Genomic DNA, 13,238 nt, shown 5'->3' with positions numbered 1-13,238 from the left:
TGCGATGAGCTGCAAGACATAACATTCACTGCTGCTCTTCAATTATTGGTCAGCCTATTCGCTGTATATGTCATGAGCAGGGCTAGACTAAATCAGGAGCACATTAGGGAGCTTTATGGCCAATTTAATGCTGACTTACCTAGTTACTTCAGGAGGTCAGCAGGGTTTTGGGTGTGCGAAACTTGAGTTAAAATAATCAAAAATCTAAACTGCACCCTAATCTAGTTTCAGGGAGGAGGTGGATGTATGAAAAAAATTATTGGCGTAGCAGCTTGCCCGGCGGGAATTGCCCACACTTATCTTGCTACAGAAAGTCTGGAGCAGGCGGCGAAGCAACTGGGTTATGAAGTAAAAATTGAGACCAATGGCGCCGGCGGGGTAGAAAATAGATTGACCGAAACGGATATCGCTGAGGCAACAGCTGTGATCATAGCAGCGGATACAACCGTTGACAAAGAGCGGTTTCGCGGCAAGCCGATGTTAGAAGTTTCCGTGGGGGAAGCAATTAAGCATGCAGCGAAAATTATCCAGAAAGTTGAAGCTGGTGAGTTGGAGACTTACTAAAATTGAGGGGGAAGAAAGATGAGAAAACCAAAACTTTATAACCACATCATGACGGGTGTTTCCTACTTCCTGCCGTTTGTCGTCGCAGGCGGGATGATGATATCCTTTGCTTTCCTGTTTGATGCACCCAATGCCGATCTACCGACATTTGGTGCCACAAACGCATTTTCTGCCTGGCTTTTGGATACCGGTAGCATTGCCTTTTCCTTGATGCTTCCGATACTAGCCGCGTATATTGCCTATTCCGTTGCCGACCGGCCCGGCATCCTGCCGGGCATGGTTGCCGGTATGCTGGCGCACACGGCAGAATCTGGATTTATTGGCGCAATAATTGGTGGCCTTGTAGCTGGTTATATCATTCTCGCTTTGAAAAATCTTACTTCGAAATTGCCAAGAACATTTGAAGGCGCTAAAACCTTGATTATTTATCCGGTAATCGGGTTGGGCCTGACTGCTGGTGTGATGATTGCCATCAACGCGGTCGTTCAGCCGATCAACCTCGGTCTGACTGGCTGGTTGGAAAGTCTCAGCGGCGTTAACTCGGTGCTTCTGGGCGCAGTCATTGGCGGTATGTTGGCAGTGGATATGGGTGGTCCAATCAACAAAACTGCCTATCTGTTCTCAGTGGCCTCGCTTACCGCAGCTGACGGCTCTGCTGTCCCTTCAGTGGTGATGGGCGCAGCAGCAGTCAGTGGTATGACTATCAGCTCCAGTTGTGCCCTTGCTACAACTCTGTTTCCGAAAAAGTTTAACCGCAATCTTAAGGAAGCTGGCAAGGCCGCCTATATCATGGGTGCCAGCTATATAGCCGAAGGGGCAATCCCCTTTGTCATCGCCAAACCAAAACAAGTTCTACCGTCCATCATTACCGGTGCTGCTGTAGCTGGGGCCCTGGCCTCCTTGTTTGGCCTCACCATAACAGCACCCATAGGTGGTATCTTCACCGTCCCGTTGACCAGCAATATTCCGCTTTATATCCTTTGCTTTGCAGTGGGAACCCTGGTTTCCACACTGATGATCGGGTTCCTGGTCAAGGACGAAGAACAACCTGCTTAAGTGGCTTAAATACCCCCATATCGCTAACGGCGAAGCTCTCTTCGGGCTTCGCCGTTAATTTTGCCTTTGCGAGCCTCGGTTTTGCATATCGGCCCAGAAATCTGGTAATCTATTGCCATATACCAACAAAGGAGATTTGACCATGGGCCAGTTAAGTTCGTCAAACTACAAGCAGGGGCGGTTTCAAAACCTAGTCCCGTCGCACTTTGCCCGACCTGCCGGCGGCGGTATTCCGCTCTTAAAGGAGTTTTTGTTCGGCAAGGCAGAGCGAGTTCCCGTCACTCCTCCGGAGCAGACAAAGCTTAAGGTTATTAATAAATTGGAAAAGAAATTACTGATTACATGGCTGGGGCATTCCACAGTGCTAATTCAGTTGGACCGCTCCTTGATTCTAACAGATCCGATGTTTAGTCACCGGGCTTCGCCGGTATCATTTCTTGGCCCGGTACGGTTTAACAGGGAGCTGCCGTTGGAGTTGGATGCACTACCGACAATTGACGCTGTAGTGATCTCTCATGATCACTATGATCATCTGGATAAGGCAACGATAAAAACGCTTCATCCACGGGTGAAAGAGTTCTTTGTGCCCCTGGGAGTGGGCAATCATTTACGTGCTTGGGGGGTGCCGCGGGAAAAGATCCACGAACTTGATTGGTGGGGTGAGTCCAGGAGTCAGGCAGGTGTAAGTTTTATTGCCACTCCAGCCCGACATTTCTCCGGCCGCGGTCTGAAACGCAACAATACCCTGTGGGCGTCTTGGGTGATTGCCGGCCAGGAGCACCGGCTCTACTTCAGTGGGGATGGCGGCTACTCAGATACCTTTAAGGAAATTGGCGAGCAATTCGGCCCCTTCGCAGTAACTTTAATGGAATGCGGCCAGTATAACGAGAGCTGGGCAGATATGCACATGTTGCCTGAAGAATCGGTCCAGGCCCATATCGACCTGCGTGGAGAAATAATGCTGCCAATCCACTGGGGAGTGTTTAGCATCTCCCTCCATAGTTGGAACGAACCGATCCAACGTGCCCGTAATGCGGCCAGGGAAAACCATGTCAATATCGCTACCCCGCAAATTGGTGGTTCGCTAATGTATAACACAAAAATTCCGGCTGAAACCTGGTGGGAAGAGGTCTCGACCGGAAAATGAGCTAAGTTGCCAGCAAAAACGAGCTTATTATTTTCAGAGCTTATCATGGTATAATGAAGCGACATAGAGTGTGTTGTGGACAAATGTATTGGCTACAGCCACGGGGGCTTTTCTTTGATATAAGGCCGGATTCCGTGTTTGCGGTTGTGGCGCACAAGGATTTCTTTACGGGCAGTTTCTGAATCCTTAATTTGATCAACTAGAGATTTTGGAATATCGTCACTAAATGGACAGGCTGCCAGGCAAATACCACAGTCGGTGCCCAGGGCGCGCCACTTGCGATAGCATTCTTCCGCATTGATTTTCCAGCGTTTTGCACCATCAATTTCCCCGGGAGGCCCGGAAGGTATAGCTTTTCCGGGGCAGGTTTTTACGCATTTCTCACAGTCTCTGCAAAATTGGGCAATACCAAAATCCGTAGGTCTATCTGTATCTAATGGTAGATTGGTGGTTACAACTCCTAGCCGGACACGGGGACCAAACTGCGGGGTGATTAGGAGCCCGTTGCGGCCAATTTCCCCTAAGCCGGCATCGCGCGCCAATAGTGGCGCCACAACCAGATAATTGCCGTCCATATGATTTCTTGCCTCGAACCCCAATTCCCGGATGTAGTAGGCCAGGACCATACCAATTACCGCTGCATCAATATAGCCTTTAGACACTGTTATTGCTTCGGGTAATTGTGGGGCCCTGAAGATCATGGATTTGTCCATTTCTAGGGCAAAGACAATACCGTATTTGTGGAAATTATCGATTTCCTCGCCATAGGTTTGAGGTTCTCTACCCCGGTGGGAGTAATAATAGGTTTTGTGCATTCGTGTGATCCCCACCAGGTCAGCCCGGAAAAACTGCGCAATCCCTTTAATCCTTGCCGTCATTGACCGAGAATCAATTTTTCCATCCGTTGCCGATGTCTTGGCGGTTTTTTCAGAAAGATGCTTTATATCCCCGAGGAACTCAAAGCAGGCGTTAACCAGCGGTGATATAAGCGGGTCATAGGTGGCGGTCCCTTTGCCACCCATATCTGGCATTGCTCTGAACTCTTCATCAATGCTCTGTTTCTCTGGGTTTCGTTTGTAATAGTCCGTATATTCCGGGCTGCCTTTACGATAGTTCATTCTCGAGAATATGATATCCCGTTCATCAATGCGTCTCATGGTCCACATCCTCTGCGATGTTATGCTTACATGATATCATACATATCTTTTACCGAGTAAGGGCAGGTTTTGTTGTATTTAAGCAAACTATTTGCCTCCCTTGGGGCGGGGAAAATGGCTTTGTTTGCAGATAAGTAAAAATATACTGCTGGGGAAGGGGAGAGATTATGTGGCCGACTATCGTTTTGGTTCTGCTGGTGCTGTTACTAACAAGCACCGTGATTCATCATCTGTTACGGAAGCGTGAGGAAAAGAAAAACCCTTCGCCTGGCAAAATGCTAACTATCGACGAAAGTAAAATGCATATTTATGGCCAGGGTGAGGGAGAGCCAACTTTAGTCTTCAGTTGTGGCGCTGGCAGCTTCAGTTTGGGTATGTACTATAGGACTTTTTGCCAGCTCGCCCAAACCACCCGGGTCGTGCTCTATGACCGGTTTGGCTATGGTTGGAGCGAATCTACCAACACACCCCGGACTTTTGAACAAATCAACAGTGAGTTGATGGAGCTGTTGGACAAATCGGGGGAGAAGGGCCCCTATGTATTAATCGGCCACTCACTGGGGGCAGTTGAGGTGTTCCAGTGTGCCCAGCGTTACCCCGAACAAGTGGCGGGTGTCGTGCTTTTGGACTCGGCGCACTTGGAAAAGAAACCGATTTATTACTTCATGAATGCAATGGTTTTTTACTTCCTGGCATTCTTGCGGACCGCTGGAATCTTGAGGCTACTGGTGCGGTTAAAGGCTTTTGATCCGTTTAAGGACGTCGCAGAAACGGGCCACTATCCGGAAGACATAATGAAGACTAATCTAGAGATGTTCTATAACAAGATTTGCACTCGCAACAGTTTGCACGAGCTGAAGGAATATTACAAGGACACAGACCTGGACAAGCAGTTGGGCGATATGCCTCTATTGGTTTTGACAGCTGAACATGCCCGGACAAAGGCAAAAAATTATCAAAAATTAGTGGCTAATCATAAGCATCTGGCAAGCTTATCAACCAATAGCGTCCATAAGATATTGCCAGGCACGGATCACATGTTTCCGGTGCTGAAACCAGATCTGGTCACCGAAGAAATTAAGCTCTTTATGAACAGTATGGTGCCGGCAAGTTCCATGAAATAAGCAGCAAAACAGCGCGATTAGGTCGACCGGACAGTGAGTTGTGTTTGTTAAACACGGATGTTAAATGCAGGGGGTTGAATTATGTACACAGATATTAATCAGCAGCTAGATGCAGCCCGTCAGGATGTGTTTCGACTCCACAAAATTGAAGCGATGCGAAAAGAATTGCTTCAGGGGCGGGATGAATTGGAGGCAAAGGTTGTTAAACTACTGATTTTCGACTGGATAATGCAGTCGAAAATCAATAATTCCCGGGAAAGTGTCTCCCGAGTTCAGAGAGAAGTCCTGGGTGTAATTCGTAAGTTAAGGGAGATGGAGGTCCACGAGGCGGAAACGGTCGCGAAACTGAAACAGCAAATAAAGAATTTGGTAATGAACAGCTAGAGTTTCTTTCCTTAAACATATTTAGTATGGTGTGCTTTGGTATTTACTATTTTAAAAGGGGGTGTGTTAATGAAACTGAACGTAATGGCGTTTTTGGTTCTCATATTACTTATTGCTTCCTCTCCGGTAGTGTTGGCAGGTTCGGGGACAACTCCCTCCGGGATACCGTTGGCGGAGGTGGAGAGTTTTGTAGACCAGTTTGTAGAAGCACATATCGGGCAATCGACTCCCGGTGCAGCTGTTGTGCTGGTCAAGGATGGCGAAATCGTACTATCCAAGGGCTACGGCTATGCCGATATAGACAATGAAATCAAGGTGGACCCGGCAAATACGGTATTTGAATATGGTTCTGTTAGCAAGTTGTTCGTCTATACGACGATTATGCAGTTGGTGGAACAAGGACAAATCGATTTAGAAACTGATATCAGGGAGTACCTACCTGCGGGTTTCCTGAAAAAGCTGAATAGCGACACGCCGATTACAATGCTCAACATCATGAACCATACCGCCGGCTTTGAAGACTATCTTTTCGATGTAATTCTTACTGTTTCCGATTCCCTGCCCGCATTGGAAAGGGCACTTCAGGAGTTTCAGCCTGAACAGGTCTATGAGCCGGGCACTGTAGCGGCATATTCTAACTATGCAGTTGCACTTGCTGCATATATTGCTGAAGGTTTTCTCGGGCAAGACTTTTATGAGTATCTGATGGATTCTGTGTTTGTGCCTCTGGGAATGGAAACTACCTCTGCCCACATTACCCTTGCTGATAAACCTGAGCTTTTGGACAGTAAGGCAACGGCATATTTCCCCGGAAGAGATGGCTTTTCTCCTGGCCCCTGGAGTTACGTGGTCCCCTACCCGGCTGGTTCGGTCACCGGCACCGCAGAGGACTTGGCCCGCTTTGACCTGGCACTGCTGCCTGCTGATGGGGAGGCCGGCCCGTTATTTACCAAGCGTTCCACTCTTGATGAGATGCTCAGCCAACCCATCCACTGGGCCCGGGATTGACAGGCTTTGCCCACGGCTTTATCGAATGGGATGGCAGTGAACATTATACCCTGGGACATGGTGGCAACACGGCCGCCTTTTCTGCCCAGGTAAACATCGTTCCTGAAGAAAACTTCGGTGTAGTGATTCTAACAAACAGCGCCGGAGAGTCCGAGATAAGCCTTGGCCTGACCCAGGCGCTGGTCGGGAAACGAAATCAGCCCGCGCCAAGCAGCCCTGGCAATCTTCCCTCTGCCAGTGAAGTAGAAGGTAGCTTTGTCAGTGCCCGCCGGATGCACAACAGCTTCCTGGAGCTATACAGTTACTTGTCTCTGGTGGATGTCCGGGCGGTGGATGATAATGTGATTGAACTGAGTATGGGTGGACAGTCTGCTACTTTAGTCCAGACACGCCCCTATGTTTTTGAACGTGACGAGGCGGAAGGGTTATTAAACTACATTTTTGACATGGTCTATTTTGAAGTGGTCGATGGTCGGGTCCAGCGCATGTCCGGAGATCTGCTTCCTCTACCCCCAGGGCGCACCAGGCCGTGGTTAATGGCCAGTATCTTGATTGCAGGCTTCAGCGTACTTTACTTCAGTGTTTCGCCTGTGATTTTGCTGATTAAGAAGTTGCGGAGCAAACGCAGGACTTCATATGATACCTTTTACTGGCGGCGATATATGGGGCTGTTAACCCTGACCGGCACTGCAGTGTTGGCGAACAATGCGCTGCTGATTGCCCGCATGCTAATCGATAATTACCGTTCATTCGCCCAGGTGCGGATTCACGTTTTGATTAATTACCCCCTGTTTGTTTTGGCTGCTGTCCTTATCCTTGCAACAATTCTTCAATGGCGACGGAGCAGACTGACCCGGGGTCAAAAATTCTGGACGTTAACGACTATTTTTACTATGCTTGCCTTCGCCGGCCTGCTGGCCAACTGGCAATTCCTAACCCTGCTCGCTTAGCAGTTCCTGGACTGTGGCACCAAAAGCTGTAATTATGATTGCCCTGCGCCTGTAAACAGAGACCACGGACAGAGATTTACCAGTCTGTGGTCTCTAATTGTGTGCTATTAACTCCCTCACTATATGGAAGTTTTTCCAGTTAGGTTTATGGTTTTAACGAAGGAAATTCCCCGGTTCTTGTCGAATCATGCACTATAATGCTTTACATAAGGGTGGTGGCAATTAATGAAAATACTCGTTTCAGTACTACTAGCTCTCTCAATCGCAGTTAATCTTGTTTTAGGCGGGGCAATGATCCAGAATTACAGGGGTGATATTGCCGAAGCGGTCAAAGACATTCGCGACCCGGGTACATACGGCCCTCCGACCATGGAACTTATCGATGATGATGTCACCATCAACACTGCTGATGTGACTCTGCAAAACACCCTTATTACCGGCAACCTCTATCTGAGTGCCAGCATTCAGGAAGGCACGATTACATTGGACAAGGTCGAAGTGCAGGGTGAGGTAATTATCGCCGGCGGCGAGTTTACTTTGCTGATGGTCGATTCCTCACTGCCCAGCGTAACTTTGCAGCAAAGCGAAGGCGCCATGACGCTGACTGCCCAGGGCGCGACTAATGTCGGTTATGTTGAGGTGGGGACAGAAGCGACATTGCAGGAAGACGGCATAGACGAAGGAGCCCATGGTTTCAGGGATGTGCAGGTTAGCACCGATAAAAAAGTCCTGCTCCTTGGCGATTTCAACCGTCTTGACATAATTGCAATGGATGCCGATGTCAAGTTGGTTAAGGGAAGCGTTGCGACTGTAAATCTAAAGTCCACTGCTGCCAGTGCTCAGTTGGAGCTGAGCAAGGACGTTGCTGTAGAGAAGATGTCTCTAGAAGCCGAGATGACCTTGACGGGGGAAGGTGCTGTAGACACGCTAACGGTGGAGGCCCCTGGTCTGGTCAAAGTTAAGGGCTCTCTGGGCGAGGTGACTTTGCAGGTCGCGGGAATCTTTCTGGAGCTAAAGGCCGGCAGTATCGAAAAACTCCTGGTGCCAAAGCTGGATTCGGCCAGCAGTATCGATCTGGCAGCGGACACAGTGGTTAAGAGCATGGAGCTTAACGGGCGGACTGGAGTTACTGGCACCGGTAAGATTAAATTTGTTGCAATCAATCATTCCGGTGTGGAAATTCGTCAGAGCCCCGAAGCTATTGAAATCGCTGAAGATCTGGTAGCCTTGATACATGGTGAGGAATATCGGGCAGAGGCAGAGGAAGAACCGGAGCCTGAACCTTCAACTCCGACGGTGTCGCTAAACACCTTCAGCAATGTCAATATAAATGATTTCGGCCAGACACGGACTGTTAATGTCTCAGCCACGTCCGGAGCTAATGTGACTGTGTCCAGCAGTAACAACAATATTGCCAGTGTATCATTGTCGGGCAACACAATTACTGTCACCGGAAACAGGCAGGGGACAGCGACGATTACTGTGCGGGCGACCAGGAGCGGGTATAATCCGCGGACCAGGACCTTCACAGTAAATGTAGACCCGATAAAGAACATTGATAGAAAGAATATGGATCAATTAACTTCTACAGTTGCAGTAATCCTTCATAACAATGACCCCAACAAATATAAAGTAGAACTGCAGGGCCACGGGGAATTAACCTTCGACTCAATGGGGGGACAACAAATGTTCTGGGACATTGTTGATGCTGGTGTGCGGAATAACAAAATCATAGTAACGAGGCGGTAAAATCGATGAAACAGTCATTAAGAACGCTGGTACTTAAGGGACTGGCTGTGTTACTTGCATTTACTGTTATTCTGCTTCCCTACACCGCTGAGGCAAAAGTTATTGGCTACGTCACCCAGGGCGGAGCAAGCAAGCTGTATGAGTATGATTATGATGAGCTGGTAAGGGCCTTTGTTTTCAGTAGCTCATCTAATCCCCAACCTTTATATTCCGAATATCTCAAGGGTGAGACAAAATATCTTCTGGATGATGTTAACGGGTACGTGGATTATCACGAGGCGGTTCGCGCGTTCGTCTTTTCGTCCGGTAGCTTCGACCTTAACGCGTATACCTCCGGACCCAATGCGAAAATTGCCGATGTGGACAAGGTAAATGTTGTCACTGTCGAAAACGGCAAACTCAAGTTCACTGAAAAAATAATAGTCCCTCCAGTGGAGCTTGCCCTGGCAGAGGTTAATGCTGCTGACACCGCTTCTGATTTGCGTAGTATTTTAGAGAGCAACTCCAATGTCTTGGGACTCAGCTTAAGTAATTACAACAAATTGAGTTCATATGGCAAGACCTTGGCAGTAACTAAAATTCTTGAGCGGCGGGGCGACGGTTTCTCCAGCGCCAATGCCCTGAAGTCGGTTTTTGATGAAGAGGTGAAAGCCCTTGTCGATAACCCGACTAAAGTGGTCCTACACGAAATAAATTCTGTTAAAGAAGCTTCAACTCTGCGCTCTCTGCTGGAGGATAATGCAAGTCTGTTAGGTTTGAGTTTAAGTAACTATAATACTCTCACGAGTACAGGCAAGAACTCTGTCGTTTCAGCTGTTTTGGAGCGCCGGGGTGATGGGTTTGCCGACACCGGGGCCCTGAACTCGGTCTTTACGGAAGAGGTGGACAAAGCGATCTCATCCGCGGAACGGATTCTCGGAGATGTTAACGCCGCGGATGATCTGGCAGAACTTGAACAAGTCCTGCTTGCCGACGGCAAGGCCGCCGGTTTGGAAGTTGATGCCTATAATCTGATTATCAGCAGCAGGAACGAATCAGTTCTGTCCACGCTGTTTGCTTCCCGTCCATTTGGTTCCGTGGATTCGCTCAGAAACACTTTCAACTCGGAAGTGGCGTCTGTGCTCACATCCTACGTGGTAATTTCTTATACAGACTACGATTATTCTATTCAACAGATGGTAAATACCCAGATGGGTGTCAGCGCAAAGCCCCAGATATCTTCTGGGGGTGGTTGGCAAAACGCCACCAGCGACGAAGTACGACATTACGTAGACCCAGATAATTTCATTCTTGAAGACTTGGTGGAGGAGCATGTCGCTGAAGTTATTATTGCGAGCGGTCCGCTAAGGATCAGGGAAAACCCGACCACAGATTCAGCGAACCTGGGTCAGGCACAAGTCGACGAGATTTTTACGGTGGAGGATAGGGCGAAGGGTTTAGAAGGCACTGCTGCTGGCACAGAGGGCTATTGGTTCAAGATTACCAGGGGAGATGTGACTGGCTGGGTTTCCGGTCTGTTCACCGATTTAGTTGCCGAAGATTTCAACTCCACGATGTTCCAGTTCCTATCCCTTTCCGGTCCGTCCGGCGCTACGGTTAACGATTTGGCGCTTATCCTCAATGAAAAGGGAATATTGCACGGGACTGAGGAGGCCTTTTACCAAGCGGCTCAGGAGAACAATATAAATGAAATATTCCTGGTATCTCTGGCCCTCCACGAAACTGGTAACGGAAATAGCGTATTGGCCAACGGTCAAGAGTATAACGGCGAAACCGTTTATAACATGTTTGGCATTGGCGCCCATGACTCAAATCCCAATTACCTTGGGGCCCGACGCGCCTATAACGAGGGCTGGTTTACTCCCGAACTGGCAATAGCTGGCGGGGCGGTGTTTGCATCAAACAACTATGTAAACCACTCGTCATACCGACAGGATACCCTGTACAAAATGCGCTGGAATCCCGGCAGCCCCGGGAGCCATCAGTATGCAACCGATGTCGGTTGGGCCAGGAAGCAAACAAGCTTCATCACCCGTCACTATGATGTTGTCAACATCTACAACCTACGGTTCGACATCCCCCGCTACAAACCAGAATAAACGGACAAGGGGATAGGTCCCTTTCCGGAAAGTTGAACCGCCAACCTATAAACGCCTGCACTATCCTAGGAAAGAGGTGCAGGCGTTTTGCTTTTTGACTTATATTGCTTGATGGACAACAAGTCTTTGTCGCCTCTGGGAACGATAAAAAAGCGGACAAGGGACCTGTCCCTGTGTCCAGTTTCGAGCGGTCGTGATATAGTGGGTATATACAGTTGATGGAAGGAGCGGGACTTTTGAAACAAACTATTTGCAAGACCATTGAAGGACTTAAGCAACGTCTGTATGACATCAATCAGTTTATGTATGACAACCCTGAATTGGGCGATGAAGAATTTCAGGCGGTGGAAAAGCTTACGCGTTTGCTCCAGGATTTTGATTTCACGCTGGAAACCGGGGTTGCCGACAGGACAACCGCTTTCCGGGCCGTATATGACAGCGGTAAACCGGGACCGACAGTGGCTTTTCTCTGTGAATATGACGCCCTGCCAGGAGTCGGTCATGGCTGTGGGCACAACATGATTGGCACCATGGGCGCTGCGGCGGGTATCGGCTTAAAGAGCGTCCTGGATACTGTAGGCGGCAAGGTGGTTGTGCTTGGCACCCCTGCGGAGGAGACCAACGGGGGCAAGGTGGATATGGTAAAAGCGGGCATTTTTGACGATATTGATGCGGCAATGATGCTTCACCCCTCGGCCAACAAGTCCTATGAGAGCGGGACATCCCAGGCAATAGATGCCCTCCAGTTTGAGTTTACAGGGAAGTCCAGCCATGCGGCAGGGGAGCCGGAAAAGGGGATAAATGCTTTAGACGCGGTTATTCTCACCTTTAATGGCATCAATGCGCTCCGGGAGCATCTGAAATCTACAGTGAGAATACACGGTATCATCAAAGAGGGCGGTGAGGCCGCAAACATCGTTCCCGACCGGGCTGTGGCCCAGTTCTATGTCCGTGCACCCAAAAGAGAATATCTAAACGAGGTTGTGGAGAAGGTAAAGAACGTTGCCCGGGGCGCAGAGTTGATGACCGGGGCGGCACTTAATATCAGCAATTATGAGGCCAGCTATGACAACCTACGGACAAACCAGACGCTGTCCCAGGCCTTCACTAGAAACCTGAAGGAACTGGGCATTCAAGAGATTGAAAAGCCCAAGGATGGTTCCGGTTCGTTAGATATGGGGGATGTTAGCCATGTGGTTCCGGCAATCCATCCCGTTATCGGTTTGGGTGCTCCCGGCGTCAATGCACACTCCAAGGAGTTTGCCGACCTTACCGTGACCGACATTGCCAAGGAGCGACTGCTCCAGGGGGCCAAGGCCCTGGCCCTCACCGGTTACGATCTGCTGACCGACAGTAATTTGCTGAGCGAAGTAAAAAAAGAGTTCACTACCACCTAAAGAGGAAGAAAGTCTTTGTTCTCAAAGGCAGCTAAATAGGCTGCCTTTTTTAACTTGACTTACAATTCCCCCCAGTGCTATATTGATAGTAGATATATCAAGTATCGATATAGGCGGTGTGTTATGGCCAGAGAACAGTTAAAAACCCTCACAGAACCGATGTACTACATTTTACTGACCTTGACAACGCCCCACCACGGCTATGGGATAATGCAGCAGGTTGAACGTCAGACCGGGGGGCGGGTCAAGATTGGCGCCGGGACACTGTATAATCTTTTAGCCCGCTTCGAAGACGAAGGTATTATCCTGCCGGTTGCTGAAGAGGACCGCAGAAAGATTTACGAGTTGTCGGGCAAGGGTTGGGCAATTCTCAATCAAGAATATCAGCGGCTTAAGCTGCTGATAGCAGATGGAGACGAGCTTTTAAAAGGGAGGGGTAAAGATGAGGGCTAAGAAGTGGGTGTTCTGGGGCTTTTTAAACATTGATCTCAAGTTTCGCACACCCAAAACCCTGCTGACCTCCTGAAGTAACTAGGTAAGTCAGCAATAAATTGGCCATAAAGCTCCCTAATGTGCTCCTGATTTAGTCTAGCCCTGCTCATG

At 49.0% G+C, this 13,238-nt stretch carries 12 protein-coding genes; 11 read left to right on the top strand and 1 reads right to left on the bottom strand.

All coding sequences use genetic code 11. The annotated features are described in order from the left end of the window. Nucleotides 1–246: 246 nt before the first annotated feature. The 3 genes from FH749_14680 to FH749_14670 all read left to right on the top strand — a co-directional run bounded on the left by FH749_14680 (nucleotide 247) and on the right by FH749_14670 (nucleotide 2,767). Nucleotides 247–564, top strand: coding sequence for a PTS sugar transporter subunit IIC (locus FH749_14680; protein ID MTI96694.1), 318 nt, complete (start codon nucleotides 247–249; stop codon nucleotides 562–564). Between the two features lie 18 nt (nucleotides 565–582). Continuing rightward, nucleotides 583–1,620 (top strand): PTS fructose transporter subunit IIC, encoded by a 1,038-nt coding sequence (locus FH749_14675; protein MTI96693.1) that lies wholly within the window; start codon nucleotides 583–585, stop codon nucleotides 1,618–1,620. Nucleotides 1,621–1,762: 142 nt separating this feature from the next. Continuing rightward, a complete protein-coding gene (locus tag FH749_14670; GenBank protein ID MTI96692.1) occupies nucleotides 1,763–2,767 on the top strand; it encodes a hypothetical protein in 1,005 nt (334 codons plus the stop codon). A gap of 92 nt (nucleotides 2,768–2,859) precedes the next feature. On the opposite strand, the gene FH749_14665 is transcribed toward FH749_14670, so the two are convergent. Further along, complete coding sequence (locus tag FH749_14665) at nucleotides 2,860–3,933, bottom strand: 4Fe-4S dicluster domain-containing protein (GenBank protein ID MTI96691.1); 1,074 nt, start codon at nucleotides 3,931–3,933, stop codon at nucleotides 2,860–2,862. A 158-nt stretch (nucleotides 3,934–4,091) separates the two neighbouring features. On the opposite strand from FH749_14665, the gene FH749_14660 reads away from it, so the two are divergent. The 8 genes from FH749_14660 (at nucleotide 4,092) to FH749_14625 (ending at nucleotide 13,088) form a co-directional block, all read left to right on the top strand. Then, nucleotides 4,092–5,048, top strand: coding sequence for an alpha/beta hydrolase (locus tag FH749_14660; protein ID MTI96690.1), 957 nt, complete (start codon nucleotides 4,092–4,094; stop codon nucleotides 5,046–5,048). Between the two features lie 81 nt (nucleotides 5,049–5,129). Continuing rightward, nucleotides 5,130–5,432, top strand: coding sequence for a hypothetical protein (locus FH749_14655; protein MTI96689.1), 303 nt, complete (start codon nucleotides 5,130–5,132; stop codon nucleotides 5,430–5,432). A gap of 69 nt (nucleotides 5,433–5,501) precedes the next feature. Further along, nucleotides 5,502–6,440 carry a serine hydrolase gene (locus FH749_14650; protein ID MTI96688.1) on the top strand — a complete coding sequence of 313 codons (939 nt, stop codon included), beginning with the start codon at nucleotides 5,502–5,504 and terminating at the stop codon, nucleotides 6,438–6,440. After that, nucleotides 6,437–7,390 (top strand): hypothetical protein, encoded by a 954-nt coding sequence (locus FH749_14645; protein ID MTI96687.1) that lies wholly within the window; start codon nucleotides 6,437–6,439, stop codon nucleotides 7,388–7,390. Before FH749_14650 ends, FH749_14645 begins: the two co-directional genes overlap by 4 nt. 225 nt (nucleotides 7,391–7,615) lie before the next feature. After that, nucleotides 7,616–9,139 carry a hypothetical protein gene (locus FH749_14640; GenBank protein MTI96686.1) on the top strand — a complete coding sequence of 508 codons (1,524 nt, stop codon included), beginning with the start codon at nucleotides 7,616–7,618 and terminating at the stop codon, nucleotides 9,137–9,139. Nucleotides 9,140–9,144: 5 nt separating this feature from the next. Beyond that, the gene (locus FH749_14635; protein MTI96685.1) at nucleotides 9,145–11,238 is read left to right on the top strand and encodes a hypothetical protein; all 2,094 of its coding nucleotides are present in this window, start codon (nucleotides 9,145–9,147) and stop codon (nucleotides 11,236–11,238) included. Nucleotides 11,239–11,456: 218 nt separating this feature from the next. Then, the gene (locus FH749_14630; GenBank protein ID MTI96684.1) at nucleotides 11,457–12,635 is read left to right on the top strand and encodes a M20 family metallopeptidase; all 1,179 of its coding nucleotides are present in this window, start codon (nucleotides 11,457–11,459) and stop codon (nucleotides 12,633–12,635) included. A gap of 123 nt (nucleotides 12,636–12,758) precedes the next feature. Next, nucleotides 12,759–13,088, top strand: a complete 330-nt coding sequence (locus tag FH749_14625) for a PadR family transcriptional regulator (GenBank protein ID MTI96683.1) — start codon at nucleotides 12,759–12,761, stop codon at nucleotides 13,086–13,088. Nucleotides 13,089–13,238 lie beyond the last annotated feature (150 nt).

It is taken from the genome of Bacillota bacterium (genome assembly GCA_009711825.1).
In the GTDB taxonomy this organism is placed as follows: Bacteria; Bacillota; Proteinivoracia; order UBA4975; family VEMY01; genus VEMY01.
The sequence above is the reverse complement of the archived record's forward strand: the minus strand, read 5'-3'. Positions and strand labels throughout refer to the sequence as shown.